The sequence below is a fragment of the Pseudocolwellia agarivorans genome, assembly GCF_002000085.1.
Lineage (GTDB): Bacteria > Pseudomonadota > Gammaproteobacteria > Enterobacterales > Alteromonadaceae > Pseudocolwellia > Pseudocolwellia agarivorans.
In genome coordinates this window covers 365,706-391,476 of record NZ_MUZU01000002.1, presented here as the reverse complement: position 1 = coordinate 391,476, position 25,771 = coordinate 365,706, and the positions used below count along the sequence as shown (strand labels likewise).

Genomic DNA, 25,771 nt, shown 5'->3' with positions numbered 1-25,771 from the left:
TCCTAATGTCTGTAACGTGCTATTGATAAGCCCGTTTCATCAATGTCAGGTGGTTTATTACTAATAACATCGCTAACAAACTTCGCTGAGCCAACTGCCATAGTCCAGCCCAAAGTGCCATGACCTGTATTTAGGAATAAATTGTCGATACCCGTTTTACCTAAAATAGGCGTGCCGTCTGGTGTCATAGGTCTTAATCCTGTCCAAAATTCAGCTTTACTTAAATCAGCTGCATGAGGGAATAAATCAGCAATCGAAAACTCGATATTTTTACGACGTTTCTCTGATAATGCTAAGTTATAAGAGGTGATTTCTGCTGTGCCGCCCACTCGTATTTGATCACCTAATCGAGTGATCGCAACCTTGTATGTTTCATCCATAATGGTTGATTCAGGTGCAGCTGAAAAATCATCAATAGGTACTGTAAGCGAGTAGCCTTTTATCGGGTAAACAGGGATTTTTATTCCGATATCAGCCAGCATATGTGTAGAGTATGAACCTAAAGCCATTAAATAAGCATCGGCAATAAATTCCCCTTTATTTGTTGATACACTAGTTAATACATCGCCTTGTTTATTGAGTTTTTGAATGTCGGTATTCATAACAAACTTCACTCCTAACTTTTCGCATTCTTGAGCTAATTGGGTTACAAACATATGACAGTTACCTGTTTCGTCATTGGGTAAACGAATACCGCCAACAACTTTATGAATAGTATGTTTTAGGGCTGGTTCGTACATTAAGCATTCGTCGGGGGTTAATACTTGATGATCAACGCCACTTTCGTTTAATACTTGAATGTCTTTTTGCGAGCTTTTTACTTGGCTTTGCGTACGAAATAATTGCAATGTGCCTTGCGTTCTATGGTCGTAATTAATAGAAATTTCGTTACGAAGTTCTCTTAAACAGTTACGACTGTATTCCGCTACTCGCATCATTCTTGATTTGTTTATGTGGTAATCTTTGCCATTACAATTAGCGACCATTTTGGTCATCCACGCGATGGTTTCTAGATCAAAATCTTTTACGTTAATTTTTAAAGGCGCAAGTTCTTGCATAAGCCACTTCATTGCTTTTGCTGGAATACCCGGTGCTGCCCACGGAGCTGAATAGCCTGGAGAAATTTGACCTGCATTCGCAAAACTTGTTTCGTTAGCTACCGTTGATTGTCTATCCACCACTGTAACCTCATGGCCAGACTTAGCTAAATACCAAGCACTGGTTACTCCTATAACACCAGAGCCTAAGACTAAAATTTTCATTCATACCTCACAATAATTTTATACCCAGTTGATTCATCTATTATTCAAATGGATACAAGTTAAAAAAAGATATGATAGATGACATCAATAATGATTAATGTTGGTATTTACAGAGATTTCAGGATAAAAAACCAAATTAAAAATAAAAGCAGCGCTTTAATCTGAAAATGTAAGTGGTCGAACCTGTGTGACGTTTTAATGTACAAATGTTAATAGCGCAATATTCATTTTTAAGTCGTATTTAGCTGTTTAAATAAAACATATTAATTTAAGTGAATAAGCTCGTTGAAACTCAAAAAAAGAGCCATATAATAAACTATCTAAGCGGTGGGATTATTTTCATGTGGCGTAAATTAACAATTTTATTGTTTTTATTAGTTCTGGCTAAAACAGCTGGTGCTTTGCCGATCTCTAAAATTAATCATAATGCTTATTTATTTCATGAGAATATTTCTCAGTTAGTACAGCAAACTGTTTCTGATCTAGACTTAGAAGAAGATTCAAGTATAGATACAGAAGCACCTCAAGTTTTATATAATTTGCCAAGTTCTAGTAGGCTTAACGCTTCGTTATTTTCTGTTGAAGTTCAAAACAGTCCTGAATATGTGCTTATTGTTGAGTTTTTCAAAATTAAACTTAACGCCTGTATATTCAAGCATTTAGCGAATCCTCCTGTAATAACACCATGGTTTGAACAATTAAGTCATAGCAGCAATTCATCTCGACTTTCTGGTTGGAAAGACGGCAACTCTTTGTATTCTTCTCGAACGACTTACCACAGTTAATTCATAAAATGCGTTTATGAAAGTACATATCTGTATTTTCTGAACAGCAAATCAATCAAGTTAATTTTCCATGCTGATGTTTATCATCAGTGACTTACTGTACTTGCGATCTATAAATCTAACTTCTTAGCTGGGTTTTAATTGAATTGTTTGAGCAAAGTACGGTGCTATTTGATTTATATCTGTTTCATTGCCTTATTAAGAATTTATGGAATGGGTGTTAGAGATTTTATGATGAATTCACGTAATAAAAAGCACGTAAAACACACAAAATGGCAGAACATTGTCATTATCTTCATATTGTTATTTATGATAGTTAGCGCGTTACCTAACTTATATTCTGACAAGTTAACGGTTAATTTAGTTAACAATAACAGCCAAGCTGAACAAGTATCTGCACAAGAAATTAATACTTTGTTAGCTAAGAACAACCTCGCCATTGATGAGATAAGAACATCAGCATCAACAACGTCTATCACGCTATCGAACGAAGCGGATCAAAAAGCCATTGAAAAGCTTTTAAGCGCTGAACTTAGCGATAGTTTTTCTATTGAAAGCGTGACAGAAAATACAGCGCCTACTTGGTTAAAAATGTTACATGGTCAGCCCATTAAACTGGGTTTAGATTTAAGTGGTGGTGTGCTGTTTGTACTTGATGTAGATACTGAACGCGCATTATTCGATAAGTTAACGGGTATCGCTTTGGATGTTAAAACGTTAGCAATTGATAGCCGCATTCGTTTAAGCAAAGTAGCTCAGCCAGATAATCATTCAATTGTCATTAACTTTTCTTCTGCAAAGCAGTTAAGTGAAGGCACGTTGTTGTCTGAAATTAAGAAAACGTACCCTGAACTGAGCCAAAATAAACTTGATGATAACCAAGTTGTTTTAACCTATTCAGAGAAAGAACAAGTACTGTTTCGTCAAGAAACTATGACCCAAACCCTTAAAACTATGCGTGGCAGAATTGAAGAGTTAGGTATTACCGAAGCAGTAACTCAAAAGCAGGGTAAAAACAGAATTCGCATTGAATTACCGGGTGTTCATGATCCTGAAGAAGCGAAAAGAATTATTGGTGCAACGGCTTCGTTAGACTTTTACCAACTGGCTGAAAATTCAAAAGCCGCGGGCATTATTCAAATGACGGATAAGAATGGTCAACGACTTCGCATGAACAGCCAAGTGGTTTTTTCTGGTAGCCATATTAAAAATGCACGTTCAGGCGTTGGCAAAATGGGTATGCCGTTAGTTAATTTGACCTTAGATGATGTTGGCGGAAAGCAAATGTCTAACTTCTCTAAGAAGAATATCGGCAAGCCAATGGTGACTGTTTTTTCTGAGTTTTATCGTGATGTTAACGATGTGATGGTGAAGAAGAGCAAAGTAATTAACGTTGCAACGATTCAGCAACATTTAGGGGCGCAATTCAGTATTACCAATATGTCGAGCCCACAAGAAGCGCAAGAGTTAGCGTTATTGCTGCGTGCAGGTTCTTTGACAGCGCCTGTAACGATTGTTGAGCAACGTAGTATTGAAGCAACTTTAGGCGCAGACAATATAGACAACGGTATTAAAGCGTTAAGCATAGGCATAGGTATTACTTTAGTGTTTATGTTTGTTTGGTATCGCAGTTTAGGTTTGATCGCTAACGTAGCTTTAGCTTTAAATTTGGTGAGTTTACTTGGTTTAATGTCTTTATTACCTGGCACGGTACTAACACTTCCGGGTATTGCTGGTTTGGTGTTAACGGTCGGCATGGCGGTTGATACTAACGTACTTATTTTTGAAAGGATAAAAGAGGAATTGAAACGCGGTCGTAAAGTACTTTCAGCGATTGAATATGGCTATAATAATGCTTTTTCAACGATTTTAGATGCAAACATTACCACAATGATCACAGGCATTATTTTATATGCCATTGGTTACGGAGCGGTAAAAGGTTTCGCCATTATTTTATGTTTAGGCATTTTAACCAGCATGTTTACTGGCGTATTCGTATCCAAAGCATTAACTAACTTTTCTATTCGTGAAAACAAGTCTCAGTTACTTGGAGTAAAACTATGAACAACTTTCTTTTAAATCAAACAGAAACCTTAAGTAAATTTCGTGTTATCAGCTTATATTTTGCCGCAGCGTTAGTTATTTTTTCTCTAACAGGCGTATTGAGTAAAGGTTTGAATTTAGGTTTAGACTTTACCGGTGGTTATTTAACAGAATTTACCACTCAAGAGTCTGTGAATAAAGCAGACATGGAAACCTTATTAACCGACTATTTACCCGATACATTTGGCTTAGCTTCAGCCGAAAATGGTACCCATTGGAGCGTACAGCAAGCCGATAACGATATTAGTTTAAAAGGTAAAAGTTGGTTAACTGACTTTTCTCAACAAAGTGGCTTAAACATTACACCGCAAGATTCTATCTACATTGGTAGCCAAGTGGGAGATGAGCTGATTGATCAAGGAGGACTCGCTTTGATAACGGCTGTAATCGTTATATTGCTTTACTTGTCGTTTAGATTTGAATGGCGTTTAGCTGCGGGCTCTGTTATAGCTTTGTGTCATGACGTTATTGTGGTTCTTGGGCTATTCGCTTGGCTTGGTATTAAGTTCGATTTAACTATTGTGGCTAGTTTACTGGCGATTATTGGTTATTCACTCAATGACTCGATTATTGTCGGCGATAAAATTCGTGAAATAATGAAACGTAATTCAGGCGCCAGTATTGAAAATATTGTTAACTTAGCAATTAAATCGACTATTGTAAGAACTTTGATCACTTCAGGTACAACACTGGCAACTATTCTAGCGATATGGATATTTGCAGGGGAGTCGTTATCAGGCTTCGCTATTTCATTGTTTACGGGAATTTTGATTGGTACTTTTTCATCAATTACTATTTCAGCAACAGTTCCACAGTTAATTGGATTGTCTGCTGATTATTATAATAAACAAGAAGAAGAGGTTTGTGCGTTACCTTAATCGATTGGGTATTAAATGCCTAATTTGTAGTGTGCCTATTGTAATTTAATAGGCACACTTATTTGTTTAAATGGATTTGTTAGGCAAGGCCCGTTTACTATTTTTGCTGCGTTATATTTTTAAGTAGAATAGCTATCTATAAAAAATTAAGCATTGCATAAATACCAAAAGAACTGTTCTCAAAATATAACGCATGCTCAAATAGAAGCGTTATCTAGCTATAAAATATGTATTATAATTTATTACTTAAGCTTTAACGCGAGTACTTTATCAACATCTTCAGCATTATGGCGGTTTTCAAGTTGTTCCCATGGTTCGCCCCAAGTTCGGTTGATAATACGACCACGTTGTATACTCGGACGCTCAGCCATTGCTTTAGCCCAGCGTTGTACATGTGTGTAATCATCTACTTGCAAAAATTCTTTAGCATCATAAAGATGACCTAATACTAAGTTGCCATACCAAGGCCAAGTAGCAATATCTGCAATACTTAGTTCATCACCTGCGATAAATTCATTTTTTGCTAATTGTTTGTCTAATACATCTAATTGGCGTTTAACTTCCATAGTAAAACGGTTGATGGGGTACTCAAATTTCTCTGGTGCGTAAGAATAAAAATGACCAAAACCACCGCCTAAATAAGGAGCTGCACCATGCACCCAAAATAACCAATTGAATACTTGTGTTCGCTTAATTCCTTTCTCAGGTAATAAAGCATTAAATTTTTCTGCTAGATAAACCAAAATAGAAGCCGATTCGAATATAGGTTCAGCCACTTCATTTGAGTGATCAACTAAAGCAGGAATTTTTGAATTAGGATTAACAGCCACAAAACCTGACGAAAATTGATCACCTTCTCCAATGTTTATCATGTGAGCATCGTATTCAGCATCTTTGCCCAATGCTAATAACTCTTCTAACATAATTGTTATTTTTTGGCCGTTAGGTGTACCCATAGAATAAAGTTGTAGGGCATGCTTACCAACAGGTAGGATTTTTTCATGAGTTGAGCCTGAAACTGGACGATTAATACTTGCCCATTTGCCGCCACTTTCAGTATCGTGAGTCCAAATATTAGGTGGTGTGTATTGGTTTTCCATCATATTCTCCTAGCATTTTGTTGAATTTTTAAGTGTGAGTTGTCTTTGATGATGTATCAAAATACAGGCTCGGTTGTTGACCGATTGCTGATGATATTCAATGTTTATCAGCGCGAATTAACAACACTATAGAATTACTTGAATAATCGTTCAACCTTTGTTTGTAACAATCTATTCATCGAGGGGGCGGAGGGGTCTAAAACTACCTCTAATTAGAGGTAGTTCGTTTAGGGCAAGTATCATGTAAATCGTCTTATTTTATACAATGTAATAAACATAAATAACTTAAGTTCGTTGATATAAAGAAAAGAGAACTTATTGTTGCGCATATATTTTAAAAATGTGTAGGCGTAATACTCTCTAGATGGGCTATAATGCTGCAATATTTTGAAAAACCTTTCAAAGCAATTTTTACCTTTAGGCAATTTAATGATAAATAATGTAACTCTTAAACGTGTGTGTAATATTTTCGACTTTAGCAATGATAAAATATGTTCTGTATTTGGGCTTGGTCACTGTGAAATATCAGCAGATCAATTAACTCAAATTTTTGTAGAAAAAAATGACCCTACGTATAAAGAGTTGCTTGATGTTGAGTTTGCCGGGTTTTTAAATGGTTTGATTGTAGATCAACGTGGGCCAAGCGACGGTCCTGAACGTGCAGCAGAAGTTAGCCTGAATAACAATATAATATTTAATAAACTTAAAATTGCTTTAACGCTAAAAGCTGATGATGTTATTGCCATTTTAGAATTAGGTAAAATAACATTAAGTAAATACGAGTTAAGCTCCTTTTTTAGAAACGTAAATCACAAACATTATAAAGAATGTTCTGATGACGTTTTATCAGCGTTTTTAACAGGCCTTAAAATTAAACACGAAAAGTAAATTTTTATTTCACGTAAAATAGTTACTTTAGCGGGTGTTGAGCTTTGCGGTATATTTTGAAACAGTTCGTTTGGCATTTATGCAAGGCTTCGCTTTTGATAGGTAGTTGTTCTACTTAAAAAGGATGAAGCAGATGCTAAACGAGTGTGTTTTAAGGTGTATTTAAACGAAATTTAATTGTTGTTGCGCTTTTATAGAGAATAACTATGACGTAATCGCAACGCCTAGATTAAATCGTGCTTAATTTGAAAAAATAACAACCGAAAGGTCAACACGTTCTAGTGATTTTTTGTATTTAAAGCATAAACCTGACCTACTCTTGATTCAATTTCTTTCTATCCTTACCTTTTTAATGTGACTAAAGCCCACCCAAATAAATGAATTGTAGATATTATTACTATGGCATTGATGTGATTTTTGTAAAAAGCGGGGTGGAAATTATTCAATACTCGCTATAATAGTAGGGTGATCTATAAATTTTATTACGTAAACCACGTTAAAGAACTTTACCTGAAGTGATGTTAATTATGGAAAGTTAATATATTTAAGAAGGATAAGTATGAAATTCATCTCTAAGTACGCTTTAATTATGGTGATTGGTATTGCATTAAGTGCTTTAATTGTTCTGCCCAATCAAGCACATACAGTGCAAGCGCAGCAGGGGACATTAGACATTATTGGTAATGATGTGTTTATCATGTTATCGGTGCCTGTTTCTGCTTTTAAGAATATAGATGACGATCATGATGGTAATATATCGCAAGAAGAATTTGATTTTCATCAGTCACTTATTGAAAATACGATTAAAAAGCACATTATACTTAGGGATACAACAGGTGCTTTAGCGCTACAAGATCTGCTACTTAAATCTATTTTAGGTCATAGCCATGGCCGTAAAACAGAGCCGGCATTACAGTTATCTCTTACAGGGAAATTTACATTCAAAGATATATATTTACCTTTAACTTTTCAGGTTGATTTGTTTGGAAAACATGTAAAAGAAAAATCCTTCAAAATTACAGCAACACGTAAACGTGATAACGCTGAGCAAGCCTTTGAACTCACCCCACAATATTCCTTACAGCAGTTACAATTAAAATAATTCTTGTTTGATATTCTTTTACATATCTAAAACTATCTCATACCAAACGTATTAATGAATTGACCTATTTTATAGTAAGAGTAAAGGGTCAAATACAGCGGTCATTGTTCCAGAGTGAACCTAAGCACGGACTCCCTTTAGGGAAGGTATTTATTACGGTTGGTATTATCTGTTGGCTATACATTTGTTTATTTAAACGATTTGTAACACTTGTATGTATGATATGTATATTCATATTATGTTTGATTGGTTATTATTAGTTCATTAATTATAATAAAAGTGAAAATAACATGAAAATAATAAACCGACTTAAGTCAAATTCAACTTGTATTGCAGTACTTGTAGTTGCTGGATTATCTATAGCTGGATGTAATTCTACTCTGGATTCATCTGGCGACAAAAAGCTATCAAAAGTAGGCAGTATCGCAGCACTTCCTTTTTCAGATCCTGAAAATAAAGGCCAATGGATATACAACAGCGTTGTTAGTGATGAGTTTGACGCTGAAACGCTCGACGAAGATCGTTGGTATATTGTAGGTAAGTTTGAAGACGGTAAACCTGTTTATAAACACCCAGACAAACCTAACAAAAAGGTTTGGACAGGACGTGCGCCTTCTCAATTCTCAGGTAGGAATTATCGTTTAGAAGACGGTAAGTTAGTTCTTGAAACTCGTTGGGAGCCTGACTTTCCTTTCATTAAAGAAATTCATAAGCCAGTTTTTGGTGAGCCAATGGCTTATGCAAACATTACTACCGCTTGTATTATTTCAAGAAAAGAGTTCAAGTACGGTTATATTGAAATAAAAAGCAAAGCGGCTGACGCAGAGATCACAAGCGCATTTTGGTCTATGGGCAAAGGTTTAGAGTTTGATTTTTTTGAACTGCTTGGCTACCACAGTGAACCAGGTAAAGAGCATTTAGATCGTCAAATTTGGTGGTCTATTCGTGATTGGAAAAACCTTAGAGGTAAACCTACTTATACAGAGAAAAAAGATTTAGGCTTTAGGGTAGCTGATGCTTTCCATATTTATGGTATTGAATGGGATGAAACCGGTGTTAAATACTTTGTGGATGGTAAATTATTTAGCCAAGTTACTGCGGAAGAAGTTACTGCTTGGGCTAAAAAGAACCGAGACGTTCCAGAAGACTACAATGGCTATGTAGCAACTAATCCTATTAACCTTTGGTTAGATCAAGAAGTATTTCCTTGGGTGGGTTACCCAAAAAGTAAAGAAGAGCTGGAAATCAATAGCCCAGAAGGTAAGAAAGATGATGGCGTTGTTGATTACGAAATAGAATACGTACGTGTTTGGCAAAAGGCTGAGCAACAATAAGTTTTACTATGTGTTAGTTGTGTACTCACGATCCAATAACTTCAAAGGAGCTCATAGAGCTCCTTTTTTATTTAGAAAGCTTTATCTAGATAGATGACAAATCGCTTTTTTAAGTAATTACTCATGCCAAGTGAGCGGATGTTTTAGGTTTAATGAAAACCTATTGTTTTTCATTGCCCTTAATTTTTATATTACCTTTGTTTTTTTCTGTATGGGGGGATGCAGCACCAACAACAGAATTTTTAGCTCTGTTACTTACATTTATTGTGTTATACCCGTTATCATTCAAGATGCAGGTTTCAGTGGGAACTAAAAACAATTTAGGCACAGATTTCATGTTCCAGACGAAATCTAAGTACATACATCCATGTATGCAAGGCATTAAATTTCAGTAATGGTTATTCTCGGTAACTGCTCCTGCGTTACCCTAATATCCTACATCCATGTAGGAACCTGACTAAAGTTAATAACGAAGCATAAATTGTTTTTAGACCCATCGAAGAAGCGCTTGAGCAAAATTACTTCTTCGTTAATTCTTTTTATAAGGGAACGACCATTATTGCAAAGCATTGCCTTGAATTGATATCGCTCAAGTGCTCTGAAATAGCCTCTTGATTGGTAACGGGTATATATAACCGAAAGTCAGAGTCTAGGTTGGGTTTGTTTTTTTAAGTGATTTTACAGACAAGGTGTGAATTTTAAGGAAAGTATTTATTAAAGGAGTTGTGAGGTAGTAGTTATAAGGTGGTAATCTGTTAGCTTACACTCGGTATTTAACTAACAAGTTTAAGTTTTACCACCTTATTTTCTAACTATCACTCACACCCTTTGCTGTCGAATGGATAGAATATTTATTGTTATTATATTTTTAAACATATATTCCTCTTAATGTTTAGTCTGCGTAGGTTGAGTAATTAGTATCATCAGCTAGCTCAACTTTGCTATTGATTAATGATAAGTTCTCTTGAACTAACGGGTTGTTATCTAAAGATTTAGCTAAAGCTAAGTCGCTCATTGCACCACTCATATCATCTTTTAAGTAACGAGCAACCGCACGGTTGTTGTAACTAATAGATTGTAGGTAACGCATTTTTTTACTGCTAGCATCTAACTTTTTTGCACTTCTTATGGCTGCGGTACATGCTGTTTCAGACATTTCTTCGTTATCTGATTTTAAGTAAGCTACACATAAGGTTGTGCTTTCTTCAAAATCTTGGCTTTTATTTGAAAGGTTAGCAATCACTTCTTTGTATTCACCGTTAAGAATTGACTCGCTAGCGGCAGCATCTTTTATTACTGCAACTTTCAGGTTTGTTTCACTCGCTACTGCTGTTAATGGAGCCGCAAGTATTGTCGAGCTAATAAGTGTTGTTAATAGTAAAGGTTTAAGTTTCATGGGTATTCTCCGTTTGTTTAATGCCACCACCGTGATGACGGAGTAAATGTAATTAATTTGAGTGACTGCGACAAACGATTAAAATAAATGCCATGAGTGAAGAAAATTCATCTTTAATATTTTAGGTGATTTTTATACCCGTAATCATTGAAGGTGCTCTGAAATAGCCTCTTGATTGGTAACGGGTATATACTTCTAATAGCTTTATTGATGAACATGTGTTCTGTCATAAAACATAGTGTTATCAGTTTTTATTTTTAGCTGAAATTTTTAATTAAATAATAAAAGAGTAATGGGAATAAAGTTGGGAGTGGTTAGTTAAACGTTTATGAAAGTATTAAATTACAGATAAAAAAAAGGGTATCCGAAGATACCCAAAAATTATACAAATTCAAACAAAACAACATTCGTTAAAAGAAATCGGGGAGATTTCAAAACAAGGTCAGAATACCGATCGCTAGTGCCTATCACAAACGGGAATTTATCATCTAATAGATTAATTATATTCACTTATATTTTTTGTATAAAACAGATAGGGCTGTTTTGTAGTGATTAAACTTGGGTAACGTATAAATTATTCTGATGGCAAAATAAGTGTGTGATGAAATAAAGTGGCAGGCAAAAAAAAAGGGTATCCGAAGATACCCAAAAATTATACAAATTCAAACAAAACAACATTTCGTTAAAAGAAATCGGGGAGATTTCAAAACAAGGTCAGAATACCGATCGCTAGTGCCTATCACAAACGGGAATTTATCATCTAATAGATTAATTATATTCACTTATGCTTTTTATATAAAACAGATAGGGCTGTTTTGTAGTGATTAAACTTGGGTAACGTATAAATTATTCTGATGGCAAAATAAGTGTGTGATGAAATAAAGTAGCAGGCAAAAAAAAGGGTATCATAAGATACCCAAAATTGTACAAATTCAAACAAAACAACATTTCGTTAATAGAAATCGGGGAGATTTCAAAACAAGGTCAGAATACCGATCGCTAGTGCCTATCACAAACGGGAATTTATCATCTAATAGATTAATTATATTCACTTATATTTTTTGTATAAAACACATAGGGCTGTTTTGTAGTGATTAAACTTGGGTAACGTATAAATTATTCTGATGGCAAAATAAGTGTGTGATGAAATAAAGTGGCAGGCAAAAAAAAGGGTATCCGAAGATACCCAAAAATTATACAAATTCAAACAAAACAACATTTCGTTAAAAGAAATCGGGGAGATTTCAAAACAAGGTCAGAATACCGATCGCTAGTGCCTATCACAAACGGGAATTTATCATCTAATAGATTAATTTTATTAACTTATAGCATGCTTGGATTTATTGTTTTTCTATTAAATATTATTATTGTGTCAAATATGGGATTTACTGTTAGCAATATGTTTGCTTTTTTAACTATTTGACTGTAATTTTTTACTAAATGTTAGCTTTAATACACTATAAAATTTCTACTTAATTAAGTTTTATTATAATTAGTAGGAAATGAAGTGATAAATAATTTAGCACAAGCGCCAAAATCCGTTGTAATGATACGCCCACATTATTTTCGTCCAAACCCTGAAACCGCCAATGATAATAGTTTTCAAACAAATAATAGCGCTATTGATGCTAAAGAGTTGTCCAAGCGGGCTTTTGATGAGGTTTCTAATGCAGCCAAAACTTTAGAAAACTACGGAATAATTGTTCATTTATTTGATGATGAAACCACAGTAACACCTGACTCTGTTTTTCCTAATAATTGGTTTTCAACACACCATAATGGTGACATAGGGGTATACCCTATGTATTGCCATAACAGAAGAGCTGAAAGGCGAGCTGATATTATTGATTTTCTTTCAAGTACATATAAGGTAAGTCGAGTTGTTGACTATTCAGACTTTGAGTTAAAGGAACTGTATTTAGAAGGTACAGGTTCTATGGTGTTAGATCATAGTAATAGAATTGCTTATGCAGTGAAGTCTAATCGGATGGATATTACTGCGTTAGGTCATTTTTGTAGAGACTTTGGTTATCAAGGCGTTGCTTTTGATGCATTTGATAAAAAGGGCGTTTCTGTTTACCACACGAATGTGTTTATGTGTGTTGCAACTGATTTTGTTTTAATTGCTTTAGATATGATTAAAGACAAAGTTGAGCGTAAAACTATCGTGAACACTATAGAAGCAAGCGGAAAAATTGTTATTACTTTATCTGAAGAGCAAATTGAACAGTTTGCCGGTAATGCCATAGAAGTAGAAAGTGAAAAAGGCCAATTTTTAGTTATGTCTCAAACAGGCGTTAACTCTTTACAGCCAGAACAAGTAGCCACGATAGAAGAGTTTGTTGATATTATTGCCATTGATGTTTCGACTGTAGAATTAGCAGGAGGCTCTATTCGTTGCATGATTGCAGGAATTCATCTACCTAAAAAGAGTTGATTGTTTCTATTATGCCGATCTAATGCGTTCAGAAGTCAGTAATATGCTGGTTTCTGAAGACGATATTTCAGGAATACTTCTAATTCTCCCGAGAATTTTGTCTAATTCTTCAAGTGAATCTGTTTGTAATTCAATGATCATATCCCAGTGGCCATTTGTTGTATGAATGGCACAAATACTTGGTTCAGTTTTCAGCGCTAGTTTTATTTTTTTAGTGGTAATGCCTTTTAATTCGATACTCATATGAGCTCTGATTAACGACATGTTTTGATTGGTTGAGGAAGAAACAAGTGCCGTATATCCGGTAATAACGCCATTTTTTTCTAGCTTACTCATTCTGTTTTGAATGGTAGCCCGCGACACTTTAATTTTTTGGGCTAAAGTTGATACAGGAGTTCTAGCATCCGTTCGAAGTAAACTTATTAATTGTCGATCAATATTATCTAAAGTACTCATAGTGTCACCAACTGTGTTTATATTGTTATAATAAATATCAATATTAGTCGAAAATATAACTAATTAGTAGCAAAATACTATGTAATAATAAGTTAAATACGAAGAATAAAAATAGGATGTTGGATGAAACAACTCGCCACAAGTATTGTTTTATTGATTTTAAGTTTTAATGTTCGAGCCGAAAATTTATCTATAGATCAGCAAGTTGATCAAATGCTTCAACCCATCGCCGATGTATTCACCAGTATTATTTTTTACACCGTTAACTTAGGTGGAGTCGACGCTCCATTAATTGTTATGTGGCTTATTGTTGCTGCCGTTGTGTTTACTGGTTATTTTGGTTTCATTAATATCAGAGGCTTTAAACACTCTTGCCGAGTTATTCGAGGAGACTTTTCTGATCCAAACGATCCCGGTGAAACTACGCACTTTCAAGCATTAGCTACCGCTATTTCTGGCACGGTAGGTTTAGGTAATATTGCAGGGGTTGCTATTGCTGTTTCTATTGGTGGACCAGGTGCTACCTTTTGGATGATGCTGGCTGGCTTTCTGGGAATGTCGACTAAGTTTTTAGAGTGTACATTAGGGGTAAAATACCGACACATAAACGCCGCAGGTGAAGTACGTGGTGGTCCAATGTATTACTTAAGCGAAGGTCTATCACAACTAGGTCATCATAAATCAGGTAAAGCACTCGCTTACTTTTTTGCTGTTTGTTGTATTGTTGCTTCGTTATGCGGTAGTAACATGTTGCAAGCTAACCAAGCTTATCAGCAGTTTGTAAGTGTATTAGGTAGCGAACAAGGTTTTTGGGCAAGTAATGGTTGGGTATTTGGCACTATTTTAGCCGTTATTATTGGTGTAGTTATTATTGGCGGTATTAAAAGTATTGCTAAAGTTACTGAGAAAGTTGTGCCGTTAATGGCAGGTATATATTTATCGGCGGCTTTATTTATTTTGGCTTACCACTACGCAGAAATTCCTCATGCATTTATTCTGATTTTTGAAGGTGCATTTAATCCTACAGGTGTGGTAGGTGGTATGATTGGTGTTATGTTACAAGGCTTTAAACGTTCAGCATTCTCTAGTGAAGCGGGTATGGGGGCAGCTTCTATTGCTCATGCAACAGCATCAACTAAAGAGCCTGTGCGAGAAGGTTATGTTGCCTTAATTGAACCATTTATTGATACCGTAGTTATTTGTACAATTACTGCACTGGTTATTGTTATTACCGGAAGTTATCAAAATGTAGATGGTATTAGTGGTGTTACTTTAACTTCAAACGCATTTGCCAGTGTTATTTGGTGGTTTCCTTACGTGCTTAGTGTGTGTGTTTTGTTATTTGCGATTTCAACTATGATCTCTTGGGCTTATTACGGCTCTATCGCGTGGGCTTTTGTATTTGGCGAATCTAAAAAGTTAGCTATGTTGTATAAATTGATTTTTTGTTCGGCAACGATTATTGGAGCTTCAGCAAGTTTAGGCGCTATTATTGCAATTTCAGATTCTGCATTTTTCTCAATGGCAATCGCGAATATTATTGGTCTTTATTTACTCGCACCTCAAGTTAAAAGAGATTTGAAAAAATACCAAAATACCTACTGTGAAAATAAATAAAGCGGGTTAGCGTGTTTGACTCATCTATTTTATTGGTATTTATACCTACATTCTTTTTTGTGTCCATAACCCCTGGTATGTGTATGACCTTGGCAATGACATTAGGCATGAGTGTAGGTATTCGCCGAACAATGTGGATGATGATAGGCGAACTTATCGGCGTTTCTCTTGTTGCTACTGCCGCCGTTATTGGTGTAGCGAGTTTAATGCTAAATTATCCGGATGTGTTTCTTGCATTTAAATGGATTGGTGGCGCTTACCTTGTTTATATTGGGGTTAATATGTGTCGCTCAAAAGGTAAAATGTCTGCCTCAACAGGCCAACAAACCAACATCAAAAGAAGCGCCTTATTCTATCAAGGTTTTATAACCGCCATAGCAAACCCTAAAGGCTGGGGCTTTATGGTTTCTTTATTACCTCCTTTTATTAACGCTAATTATGACCTCGCTCCTCAATTATTAGTACTATTAAGCGTGATCATTTGTACTGAATTTATCAGCATGATGGCTTATGCCACAGGTGGTAAAAGTCTACGCTTGTTTTTAAACCGTGGTGATAATATTAAATGGATGAATATTATTGCAGGGTGCCTAATGATATTAGTCGGTATTTGGTTAGTGTTAAGCTAAGTTCGTTCAACGTTCTGTTCTTTATCATCAAGTTTTATAGCTGTTTTTCATAAATATCTTTGAAATAAACATACCATACTGTATGGTATGTTTATTTCAAAGGTAAAGGAGTTAAATACATGGAATTTTTTGCCAATATTTTTACCAACATAAAAGCGTTACATAAACCTTTTAATGATCGCCTTGATCAAAAAGTAGTTAATCATCATTTTAGAGATGCTTTAGGCGTTAAGCGAAATAATAAAGCACTTACACCGAGTCAAATACAGTACAGAATTTTTGCTTATTTACCTAGCTGGGTTAACGTTTTAATGCGTATAAGAAATTACCTTGTTGCGTTTTTTGGATTTGAAGTAGCTCAAGAGGGGGTGAATCCTAAAACTGAGGAATTATCGATAGGTGATAAAGCGGGTTTCCTTACTATAACTGAAAAATATAACGATGAAATAATTTCGTTTGCTGAAGACAAACACATGATGTTTTACTTATCTGTAGCGCTAAATGAAAACGATATTATTGTATCTACTTTAGTTAATCAAAAAACATTAATAGGCCGTATTTATGTAAACGCTATTCTTCCGTTTCATTATGTTATTGCCAGAACTGTTATAAGTAATGCGATTAAAGCAGGAAGAATATGAATAATAAAAAGACAAGTCATTCGAAAGAAGATTGGTTAAATTTCGCTTTAACTATATTAGTAAAAAAAGGTCCTGATGCTTTAAAAATAATCTCTTTGTGTGAAGAAAAAGGCGTATCGAAAGGATCGTTTTATCATCACTTTAAAAATAGAGCAGAGTTTATCAAGCAACTCATGGATTTTTGGTTTAAGAAAATGACCTTAGATTTTATTGAGCAGGCTAATACTGAATCTTCTCCAATAGAGCGGCTACAAAAGCTAGATACTATAATTGCAGGTCATAATTTATTGACCGAATTACATCTTAGAGCTTGGGCGTTGAAAGAAGTTTCTATCGCTAAACATTTAGGTGTTATTGATACGCAAAGGCAAGAGTATTTAGCACAATGTTATATTGATTTAGGAATAGAAAAAGCAATGGCTGAAGACATGGCTGTTATGGCTTACTCAAGCTTTTTAGGAATGCAGCAAATTTATCCTAAATTGTCTGTAGAAACTATTTTACGCGTGACATCGTTAGGAGCAAAGAAATTTATAGAAGATCTATTATAAAAAGAATAGAGAGAACGAATGAATGTTTTTAGCTAATTATCCTGAGTGTAAAGTTGATTGTTTTATATACATGAACCAAACTGATATAAAACGACATAGGATTTATATTATGCTAAAAAAACTTGTGTTAATTGTGCTAACTATTATTGCTATCCCGTTAATTGTTGCAGTTTTTACAGAAAACTCATACGAAGTTGAACGTTCGGTAATTATTAATAAACCTAAAGAAGAAGTATTTAATTATATCAAATACTTAAAAAATCAAAGTTTTTATAGTAAGTGGGCACAAATGGACCCAAACATGCTAAAAACATACCGAGGTATTGATGGTCAAGTGGGGTTTGTTTCTGCATGGAGTTCTGAAAAAGAAGATGTCGGCGCTGGCGAGCAAGAAATTATTGCGATTGATGAAGGTTACCGTATAGATTTTGAATTGCGATTTTTAAAACCGTTTAAATCAACAGATCCTGCTTTTATGGTAACTGAGGCCGTAGACGATAATACGACCAAAGTGGTTTGGGGATTTAGCGGGCACATGGATTACCCAATGAACCTTATGTTGTTATTTATAGATTTTGAGCAAGTAATAGGTGACGACCTACAAACGGGGTTAAATAACTTAAAAGCTATTCTTGATTAAAGTCAGGTAGATGTTTTTCTTAAAATTTTGGTCATTAAAGGAAACAATTTAGCGTATGATTGGTTGTTAAATAGCGTTGAATTTAACAAGGTAAAACATGGCAAAAAACTTAAGTGTATTGATCACAGGTTGTTCTACAGGCATTGGTTTAAGTACCGCCATTACATTATCAGAACTAGGCTATCAGGTATTTGCAACGGCTCGTAAACAAACCGATGTTGATAACTTAATCGCACTTGGGTTAAATGCTCACTTACTCGATTTAGCAGACGAACCATCTATTGATGCCGCGTTTAGCTGGGTGTTAAAACAAACGGGTGGCTCACTTTACGCGTTATTTAATAATGGCGCTTATGGTCAAGCGGGCGCGTTAGAAGACTTACCTTCACAAGCACTAAAAGAACAGTTTCAAATTAACGTTTTTGGTTGGCATTACCTTACTCGACTCGTTATTCCTGTTATGCGAAAACAAGGCTTTGGCCGCATTATTCAAAATAGTTCAGTATTAGGTTTAGTTGCAATGCCTTATCGCGGAGCTTATAACGCATCAAAATTTGCGATTGAAGGCTATACCGATACGTTACGATTAGAGCTAACAGGCAGTGGAATTCAAGTAAGCTTAATTGAACCAGGCCCAATAGAAACTCAATTTAGAGCCAATGCGTTAGCCAAAACACTTGAATTTATCGATGTAAAAAACTCAGTACATAAAGACAATTACAAAATTCAAATTGATCGCCTAAGTAAAGAAGGGCCGAGTAATAAATTTACTTTGCCAGCTTCAGCGGTTACTAAAAAAGTACTCCATGCGTTATCAAGTAAAAAAGCTAAAACACGCTATTACGTTACTCAGCCAACTTATATCATGGCGTTTTTTAAACGAGTATTGCCTTTTACGTGGTTAGATAAAATACTTATCAAAGGCTAAAGGAACTTTCCACTAAACAGCAAACAATAAAAAAGCGAATCACTTCATGTGAAGTGATTCGCTTTTTTGCTTTTACAACAATTGAAAAAAATTATCCTTTAGGGATATGAATTTTCTTTTCTGGTGATTGACGGTAAATAACTAAAGTTTTACCAATAACCTGAATTTTTGTAGAGTTAGTTTCTCTACAAATCGCTTCAACTATAAGACCTTTAGTATCGCGATCTTCAACATTAATTTTAACTTTAATTAATTCGTGATGGTTTAATGCGAAATCTATTTCCGCTACAACAGCTTCAGTTAAGCCATTATTTCCTAGTAAAACTACTGGTTTAAGCGAATGCGCTAAACCTTTTACATGCTGGATTTGCTTTTTATTTAAGTTCATTAACAATTTTCGTTACAAGTTAGCTTGAATTATCACTATTTTAACTCCATCTTCTTTGTAATACTAATTAATGTTTACTTATTGGTAGTTTAAATAAATTAAAATTATTAATAATTAAACATAAATAGTCATATAAGTTAGCTAACATAATACTCCCATCGTTATGTTTTATAATTAACATGTCTATAATTTTTATAATAAGTTAAGCAGAGTTCATGAGTAAAAAAAAACAAACCGTTAGCAGCGCACGCTGGATGCAAGAACATTTTGATGACGAATACGTTAAAAAAGCACAAAGGTTAGGGCTACGTTCCCGAGCTGTTTTTAAAATTGAAGAAATCAACAATAAAGACAAATTAATCAAACAAGGAATGAAAGTCGTTGATTTAGGGGCTGCTCCAGGTGGGTGGTCTGAGTATGCTGTAAAAGCAGTAGGTGAGTCTGGGCAAGTTGTTGCATGTGATATTTTATCAATGGATCCTATTGTTGGTGTCGACTTTCTTCAAGGTGATTTTAGAGAAGAAGCTGTTTTAGATGCTTTGTTAACGCGTATTGGTGGAAAAAATATTGATGTGGTTATGTCTGACATGGCCGCAAATATGACTGGTAATGAAACCGCTGATTCTGCCCGTAGTATGTATTTAGTCGAATTAGCATTAGAAATGTGTCATCAAGTGTTAAAAACTAATGGCTCATTTGTTGTTAAAGTTTTCCAAGGTGATGGTTTTGATAACTTTGTTAAAGAAGCCAGAAAGGTTTTTAAAACAGTAAAAACGCGTAAACCAAACTCTTCTAGGGCAAGATCAAGAGAAGTTTATCTTGTTGCGACAGGATTTAAATAGCAGCAAGCAACAAATTATAGTAAATTAGAGCAATCATGCGCTTAGTTAAGTCAATTATTTTAACTAAGGCACTTTTTAAACATTATGTACAAGTTACAAAGAGGTCATTAAGTTGAGCGATATGGCGAAAAATCTTATTTTATGGTTGGTTATTGCAGTTGTTTTGATGTCAGTTTTTCAAAGTTTTACACCTGACAGCAGCAATGGACAACAAGTTGATTACACCCGTTTCATCGAAAGTGTTCGTCAAGGACAAGTTCGAGAAGCAACCGTTGATAGAAGCGGTGTTATTAAAGGTGTTAAAAGAACAGGCGAAGAATTCGTTGCTGTGATCCCTGGGGGTTACGATCGTGACTTAATAAACGATTTAGTTAAACAAGGTGTAAAAGCGTCAGGTCAATTACCTGAAGAAACTAGCTTTTTAACTACTATTTTTGTTTCTTGGTTCCCTATGATTTTACTGATTGGTGTATGGATTTTCTTCATGCGTCAAATGCAAGGCGGTGGCGGTAAAGGCGCTATGTCTTTCGGTAAAAGCAAAGCGCGCTTATTAAGTGAAGACCAAATTAAAACTACATTTGCAGATGTTGCAGGTTGTGATGAAGCTAAAGAAGAAGTTTCTGAATTAGTAGACTACTTGAGAGAACCATCAAGATTTCAAAAACTAGGTGGTCGTATTCCATCAGGCGTTTTAATGGTTGGTCAACCGGGTACAGGTAAAACACTATTAGCTAAAGCTATTGCTGGTGAAGCTAAAGTACCATTTTTTACTATTTCAGGTTCTGACTTCGTAGAAATGTTTGTTGGTGTTGGTGCATCTCGTGTAAGAGACATGTTTGAACAAGCGAAAAAATCAGCGCCTTGTATTATCTTTATCGATGAAATTGATGCAGTAGGTCGCCAACGTGGTGCTGGTATGGGTGGTGGACACGATGAACGTGAACAAACACTTAACCAAATGCTAGTTGAAATGGATGGTTTTGAAGGTAATGAAGGTGTAATCGTTATTGCTGCAACTAACCGTCCAGACGTATTAGACCCTGCGCTATTAAGACCTGGTCGTTTTGACCGTCAAGTAACGGTAGGTTTACCTGATATTCGTGGTCGTGAACAAATTCTTAAAGTTCACATGAGAAAAGTACCTTTAGGTGACGATGTTAAACCAGCGGTTATCGCTCGTGGTACACCCGGCTTCTCAGGTGCTGACTTAGCTAACTTAGTTAACGAAGCGGCTTTATTTGCTGCTCGTACTTCACGTCGCTTAGTTTCCATGGAAGAGTTTGAAAGAGCTAAAGATAAAATCTTAATGGGTGCAGAACGTCGCTCTATGGTAATGGATGATGCTGAAAAAGAAATGACAGCATATCATGAAGCCGGCCATGCAATTGTTGGTCGTTTAGTACCAGATCATGATCCTGTTTATAAAGTAAGTATTATGCCTCGTGGTCGTGCATTAGGTGTAACTATGTACCTACCAGAGCAAGATAGATTTAGTCATAGCAAACAGCATTTAGAAAGTAACATTTCTTCTTTATACGGTGGACGTATTGCTGAAGAACTTATTTACGGTTTTGATAAAGTATCTACAGGTGCTTCAAACGATATTGAACGTGCAACAGAACTTGCTCGTAAAATGGTTACTCAGTGGGGCTTATCTGAAAAAATGGGTCCAATGTTATTTGCTGAAGAAGAAGGTGAAGTTTTCTTAGGAAGAACCTCATCAAAATCATTAAATATGTCTGACGATACAGCACAAGCAATTGATGCTGAAATTAAAGAATTTATTACTCGTAACTATAAAAGAGCAGAGCAAATTCTTAAAGACAATCGCGATATCTTAGAAGCAATGAAAGACGCATTAATGGAATATGAAACAATTGATGCACTGCAAGTGGATGACTTAATGGCACGTCGTGACGTTAGACCTCCAACAGATTTTCATGGTGATCGTTCAAACGACAAAAACGAACCACCTAAAGCTGATACTAAAAAAGATATTGAACCTGACTTAACAACACCAACGGATGCACCTGCGAAGTAGTAGGTACATCTAGTGTTACCCTAGCCTCAATATGTTGCTTCTATTTTAATGTAGAATCCAACTATCGAGGCTTTGTTTTATCTGTACTTTGAGAAGAACACATTGACTGAAGCAACAGCTAATATTAACCAACCAATCGACGTAATGGGCATATTAAATATTACCCCTGATTCATTTTCTGATGGTGGTAAATATACTCAAATAGATGCAGCGTTAGCACAAGTTGAAAGCATGATAGAAGATGGTGCTTCAATTATTGATATAGGCGGTGAATCTACAAGGCCTGGTGCGGTAGATGTTTCCGTTAAAGATGAAATAGCCCGCGTTATTCCCTTATTAAAAGCGATAAAGCAACGCTTTACGATTAAAGTATCAATAGATACGAGTAAAGCTAGCGTTATGGCCGAATCTATTGAGCATCAAGCCGATATTATAAACGACGTAAGAGCCTTACAAAATGAAGGTTGCTTAGCCGTTATGTCGCAAACAAATTTACCTATTTGTTTAATGCACATGCAAGGCTTACCTCGTACTATGCAAGCAGCCCCTCAGTATGACGATCTTATTAACGACATTCATACTTTTTTCAAAGAGCGCATAGCTCACTGTAACGCCCATGGTATTACTACCGACAGAATTATTTTAGACCCCGGTTTTGGCTTTGGTAAAACACTTGAACAAAACTACGAGTTACTTGCCCAACTTTCTACTTTCAAAAATTTTAACTTACCTATACTAGCGGGTTTATCGCGTAAATCTATGATAGGGAATTTATTAAATAGAGACGTAGATGAACGCTTAGCTGGCAGTATAACAACAGCGGTAATAGCGGCTCAGCAAGGTGCAAATATTATAAGAGTGCATGATGTAAAAGAAACTGTTGATGCACTGAAAGTTTTAGAAACCGTTAACAAATTTAAAAGATAACGAACAAGGATTAAAAGCATGTCAGAAAGAAAATATTTTGGTACCGACGGCATCAGAGGCTTAGTAGGTAAATACCCAATTACTCCTGATTTTGTAATGAAACTTGGCTATGCGGCAGGTAAAGTGTTAGCGGCTAAAGGAACTAAAAAAGTTTTAATAGGTAAAGACACCCGTATATCTGGATATATGCTTGAATCTGCTTTAGAAGCAGGTTTTTCAGCTGCCGGTGTTGATATTGGATTACTAGGGCCAATGCCAACTCCAGGTATTGCTTACCTAACTAAAACATTTCGAGCTCAAGCCGGTATTGTTATTAGTGCTTCGCATAATCCATATTACGACAATGGCATCAAATTCTTTTCACAAGATGGTCAAAAACTTCCCGACGATATTGAATTAGCTATTGAAGACGAATTAGACAAAGAAATGGTGTGTGTTGAATCAGCTAAACTAGGTAAAGCTAACCGAATTGAAGATGCCGCAGGGCGATACATTGAATTTTGTAAAAGTAACTTCCCAAGCAGATATTCACTAAGCCACCTGACTATTGTTGTTGATTGTGCTCATGGTGCTACCTATCATATCGCGCCTAACGTATTTCGAGAACTTGGTGCAAAAGTTATTGAAATTGGTGCACAACCTAACGGTACAAATATCAACGACGGCTGTGGTGCCACGTCAATGGACGCTATCAGTAAAGCTGTAGTTGAACATAATGCCGATTTAGGTATCGCATTAGATGGTGATGGCGACAGATTAATGATGGTTGATCACACAGGATACGTACTTGACGGTGATGAATGCGTATACGTAATAGCTCGCAACGATATTCAGTCGGGTAAAATGCAAGGTGGTGTTGTTGGTACCTTAATGAGTAACATGGGCTTAGAAATAGCCCTCGCTGATATGGACGTACCATTTGCACGTAGTAACGTAGGCGACCGCTACGTAATGGAAATGCTCAAAGAAAAAGGCTGGCAGTTAGGTGCTGAAAACTCAGGGCATGTTATTAATCTTAAACATACCTCAACGGGTGACGGTATTATCGCTGCGCTTAATGTACTAACCGCCGTTTGTAAAAGTGATAAGACATTACACGAACTGCGCCAAGGTATGACCATGCTACCTCAACTACTTGTTAATGTAAGATTTGAAGGTAATACCGATCCTCTACAGGCGGAATCTGTATTAGCTTCAGTGAAAGACGTTAACCAAATACTGGCAGGAAGAGGTCGTGTCTTATTACGCAAATCAGGCACCGAGCCATTGATCCGTGTTATGGTCGAAGGACCAGATTTAGATGAAGTAACCTCATTAGCTAACTTAATTGCTGATGCAGTAAAACAAGCTTCTTAAATCGAAACCTATTTTATAACGCTCAAATACACTCTTAAATTGTTTTTACGCGTAAATAATAGCCACTTGAATAAGATATTAAGCATAATACTTGTATCTTATTCACTTGTTAGTTAATATCTCGCCGCTTTAATGTAGGAATAAATATGCAAAGACAAAAAATAATAGCCGCTAATTGGAAAATGAACGGGAATTTAGCACTAGTTAATACAATGACAAGTGAATTAAATAACATCAATTTTTCTGAAAACGTAACCATTGTTATTTGTCCAAGTTATGTATATTTAGGTGCGTTATCTTCAAAAATAGCAAACAAAAACATTAAACTAGGCGCACAAAACATCAGTGAACATGCAAGTGGCGCGTTTACCGGTGAAATTTCTGCCGATATGCTTAACGAAATGTCAGCTAACTATGTGATAATTGGTCATTCAGAAAGACGTAGTATTTTTGGTGAAACTGATACACAAATAGCACAAAAAGTTAAGTTCGCTTTAGCTAACAATTTAACACCTATTTTATGTATTGGTGAATCAGAAGCTGAACGCGTAGAAGAAAGAACAGAAGCCGTATTATCTCAACAACTACAACCTGTTATAGATGAAATTGGCATAGAAAAATTTAAAGACGTTGTTATTGCATACGAGCCTGTATGGGCAATAGGTACTGGAAAAACAGCTTCACCGGAAATGGCACAAGAAACTCATCAATTTATTCGACAGTTTTTAGCTAAAAACAATGCTGAAATCGCCGAAGGTGTGTCATTATTGTATGGTGGTAGCGTAAATGCTGCTAACAGCAAAGAATTATTTGCACAAACTGATATAGACGGTGGTCTTATTGGTGGTGCTAGTTTAAAAGTCGACGAATTCAAAACAATTTGTTCGGCAGCTCAAGGATCATAAAATGTTATATCAAGTATTAATTATTATATATTTAATCGTTGCTTTATGTTTAATCGGCTTAGTGCTTATTCAACATGGTAAAGGTGCAGATATGGGCGCATCTTTTGGCGCTGGCTCTTCTGCAACTATTTTTGGTTCAAGTGGTTCAGGTAACTTCTTAACAAAAGCAACAACATGGTTAGCCATCGCATTTTTCGGCATTAGCTTAGTGTTAGGTAACTTAACGGCTAATAAAGTTAAAGCCGTTGACGAATGGAACAACCTTGATGCAGGTATTGAGCAAACTATACCTGGCAATAGCGACATTCCTACAGATGCTATTGCTCCTGTTGAAAATGCTGACGTACCAGCAAGTACTGTTGATGCAGCTAAAGAAAGCGACATCCCACAGTAAGCGTAAAGTTAAATAGTTAAAAGTTACAATGCAGATGTGGCGGAATTGGTAGACGCGCCACCTTGAGGGGGTGGTGACTTAGGTCGTGAGAGTTCGAGTCTCTCCATCTGCACCAACTTTTAATTAGTAAGCACAAAATTAAAAACACAAGCTCAATACACATGTATTGAG

General features: G+C 35.7%; 24 protein-coding genes and 1 tRNA gene. 20 read left to right on the top strand and 5 right to left on the bottom strand.

Annotation, left to right across the window (positions count from 1 at the left end; all coding sequences use genetic code 11):
* Positions 1–2: 2 nt before the first annotated feature.
* Positions 3–1,262 (bottom strand): D-amino acid dehydrogenase, encoded by a 1,260-nt coding sequence (locus B0X80_RS04760; RefSeq protein WP_077338646.1) that lies wholly within the window; start codon positions 1,260–1,262, stop codon positions 3–5.
* A 341-nt stretch (positions 1,263–1,603) separates the two neighbouring features.
* Between B0X80_RS04760 and B0X80_RS04755 the strand changes: the two genes are divergently transcribed.
* From B0X80_RS04755 to secF, 3 genes are all read left to right on the top strand, one after another.
* Positions 1,604–2,047 carry a hypothetical protein gene (locus B0X80_RS04755; protein ID WP_077338645.1) on the top strand — a complete coding sequence of 148 codons (444 nt, stop codon included), beginning with the start codon at positions 1,604–1,606 and terminating at the stop codon, positions 2,045–2,047.
* 231 nt (positions 2,048–2,278) lie between these two features.
* Positions 2,279–4,111, top strand: coding sequence for a protein translocase subunit SecD (secD, locus tag B0X80_RS04750; protein WP_077338854.1), 1,833 nt, complete (start codon positions 2,279–2,281; stop codon positions 4,109–4,111).
* Positions 4,108–5,028, top strand: a complete 921-nt coding sequence (gene secF, locus B0X80_RS04745; RefSeq protein WP_077338644.1) for a protein translocase subunit SecF — start codon at positions 4,108–4,110, stop codon at positions 5,026–5,028. Before secD ends, secF begins: the two co-directional genes overlap by 4 nt.
* Positions 5,029–5,270: 242 nt before the next feature.
* Here secF and yghU read toward each other — a convergent pair whose 3' ends face one another.
* A complete protein-coding gene (gene yghU, locus B0X80_RS04740; protein ID WP_077338643.1) occupies positions 5,271–6,128 on the bottom strand; it encodes a glutathione-dependent disulfide-bond oxidoreductase in 858 nt (285 codons plus the stop codon).
* Between the two features lie 429 nt (positions 6,129–6,557).
* Here yghU and B0X80_RS04735 point away from each other — a divergent pair, with 429 nt between their 5' ends.
* The 3 genes from B0X80_RS04735 (at position 6,558) to B0X80_RS04725 (ending at position 9,452) form a co-directional block, all read left to right on the top strand.
* Positions 6,558–7,016, top strand: a complete 459-nt coding sequence (locus B0X80_RS04735) for a YehS family protein (RefSeq protein ID WP_077338642.1) — start codon at positions 6,558–6,560, stop codon at positions 7,014–7,016.
* 559 nt (positions 7,017–7,575) lie between these two features.
* The gene (locus tag B0X80_RS04730) at positions 7,576–8,118 is read left to right on the top strand and encodes a hypothetical protein (RefSeq protein WP_077338641.1); all 543 of its coding nucleotides are present in this window, start codon (positions 7,576–7,578) and stop codon (positions 8,116–8,118) included.
* Between the two features lie 290 nt (positions 8,119–8,408).
* Positions 8,409–9,452 (top strand): family 16 glycosylhydrolase, encoded by a 1,044-nt coding sequence (locus B0X80_RS04725; protein WP_077338640.1) that lies wholly within the window; start codon positions 8,409–8,411, stop codon positions 9,450–9,452.
* 892 nt (positions 9,453–10,344) lie between these two features.
* Here the strand turns inward: B0X80_RS04725 and B0X80_RS04715 are convergent.
* Complete coding sequence (locus B0X80_RS04715) at positions 10,345–10,848, bottom strand: hypothetical protein (protein WP_077338638.1); 504 nt, start codon at positions 10,846–10,848, stop codon at positions 10,345–10,347.
* 1,510 nt (positions 10,849–12,358) lie between these two features.
* On the opposite strand from B0X80_RS04715, the gene ctlX reads away from it, so the two are divergent.
* The gene (ctlX, locus tag B0X80_RS04710; protein WP_245825400.1) at positions 12,359–13,285 is read left to right on the top strand and encodes a citrulline utilization hydrolase CtlX; all 927 of its coding nucleotides are present in this window, start codon (positions 12,359–12,361) and stop codon (positions 13,283–13,285) included.
* Positions 13,286–13,294: 9 nt separating this feature from the next.
* On the opposite strand, the gene B0X80_RS04705 is transcribed toward ctlX, so the two are convergent.
* A complete protein-coding gene (locus B0X80_RS04705; RefSeq protein WP_077338637.1) occupies positions 13,295–13,741 on the bottom strand; it encodes an Lrp/AsnC family transcriptional regulator in 447 nt (148 codons plus the stop codon).
* 123 nt (positions 13,742–13,864) lie between these two features.
* On the opposite strand from B0X80_RS04705, the gene B0X80_RS04700 reads away from it, so the two are divergent.
* The 6 genes from B0X80_RS04700 to B0X80_RS04675 all read left to right on the top strand — a co-directional run bounded on the left by B0X80_RS04700 (position 13,865) and on the right by B0X80_RS04675 (position 18,747).
* Positions 13,865–15,358, top strand: coding sequence for an alanine/glycine:cation symporter family protein (locus B0X80_RS04700; RefSeq protein WP_077338636.1), 1,494 nt, complete (start codon positions 13,865–13,867; stop codon positions 15,356–15,358).
* An 11-nt stretch (positions 15,359–15,369) separates the two neighbouring features.
* Positions 15,370–15,987: a LysE family translocator gene (locus tag B0X80_RS04695; RefSeq protein WP_077338635.1), complete on the top strand. Its 618-nt coding sequence runs from the start codon at positions 15,370–15,372 to the stop codon at positions 15,985–15,987.
* A 119-nt stretch (positions 15,988–16,106) separates the two neighbouring features.
* Positions 16,107–16,628, top strand: coding sequence for a DUF2867 domain-containing protein (locus tag B0X80_RS04690; RefSeq protein ID WP_077338634.1), 522 nt, complete (start codon positions 16,107–16,109; stop codon positions 16,626–16,628).
* Complete coding sequence (locus tag B0X80_RS04685; RefSeq protein WP_077338633.1) at positions 16,625–17,179, top strand: TetR/AcrR family transcriptional regulator; 555 nt, start codon at positions 16,625–16,627, stop codon at positions 17,177–17,179. The genes B0X80_RS04690 and B0X80_RS04685 overlap by 4 nt, the downstream gene beginning before the upstream one ends.
* Positions 17,180–17,288: 109 nt before the next feature.
* The gene (locus B0X80_RS04680; protein ID WP_077338851.1) at positions 17,289–17,819 is read left to right on the top strand and encodes an SRPBCC family protein; all 531 of its coding nucleotides are present in this window, start codon (positions 17,289–17,291) and stop codon (positions 17,817–17,819) included.
* Between the two features lie 97 nt (positions 17,820–17,916).
* Complete coding sequence (locus B0X80_RS04675) at positions 17,917–18,747, top strand: SDR family oxidoreductase (protein ID WP_077338632.1); 831 nt, start codon at positions 17,917–17,919, stop codon at positions 18,745–18,747.
* Between the two features lie 91 nt (positions 18,748–18,838).
* On the opposite strand, the gene yhbY is transcribed toward B0X80_RS04675, so the two are convergent.
* Positions 18,839–19,135 (bottom strand): ribosome assembly RNA-binding protein YhbY, encoded by a 297-nt coding sequence (gene yhbY, locus B0X80_RS04670; protein WP_077338631.1) that lies wholly within the window; start codon positions 19,133–19,135, stop codon positions 18,839–18,841.
* A 215-nt stretch (positions 19,136–19,350) separates the two neighbouring features.
* Here yhbY and rlmE point away from each other — a divergent pair, with 215 nt between their 5' ends.
* The 7 genes from rlmE (at position 19,351) to B0X80_RS04635 (ending at position 25,715) form a co-directional block, all read left to right on the top strand.
* On the top strand, positions 19,351–19,977 hold the full coding sequence (gene rlmE, locus B0X80_RS04665) for a 23S rRNA (uridine(2552)-2'-O)-methyltransferase RlmE (protein ID WP_076418994.1): 627 nt from the start codon (positions 19,351–19,353) through the stop codon (positions 19,975–19,977).
* Between the two features lie 121 nt (positions 19,978–20,098).
* Positions 20,099–22,018 carry an ATP-dependent zinc metalloprotease FtsH gene (gene ftsH, locus B0X80_RS04660; RefSeq protein ID WP_245825391.1) on the top strand — a complete coding sequence of 640 codons (1,920 nt, stop codon included), beginning with the start codon at positions 20,099–20,101 and terminating at the stop codon, positions 22,016–22,018.
* 144 nt (positions 22,019–22,162) lie between these two features.
* The gene (gene folP, locus B0X80_RS04655) at positions 22,163–22,945 is read left to right on the top strand and encodes a dihydropteroate synthase (RefSeq protein ID WP_077338849.1); all 783 of its coding nucleotides are present in this window, start codon (positions 22,163–22,165) and stop codon (positions 22,943–22,945) included.
* An 18-nt stretch (positions 22,946–22,963) separates the two neighbouring features.
* Positions 22,964–24,301, top strand: coding sequence for a phosphoglucosamine mutase (gene glmM / locus B0X80_RS04650; protein ID WP_077338629.1), 1,338 nt, complete (start codon positions 22,964–22,966; stop codon positions 24,299–24,301).
* Positions 24,302–24,447: 146 nt separating this feature from the next.
* A complete protein-coding gene (tpiA, locus tag B0X80_RS04645) occupies positions 24,448–25,206 on the top strand; it encodes a triose-phosphate isomerase (RefSeq protein WP_077338628.1) in 759 nt (252 codons plus the stop codon).
* A 1-nt stretch (position 25,207) separates the two neighbouring features.
* On the top strand, positions 25,208–25,600 hold the full coding sequence (secG, locus tag B0X80_RS04640) for a preprotein translocase subunit SecG (protein WP_077338627.1): 393 nt from the start codon (positions 25,208–25,210) through the stop codon (positions 25,598–25,600).
* A gap of 30 nt (positions 25,601–25,630) precedes the next feature.
* A tRNA-Leu gene (locus B0X80_RS04635) sits at positions 25,631–25,715 on the top strand.
* Positions 25,716–25,771 lie beyond the last annotated feature (56 nt).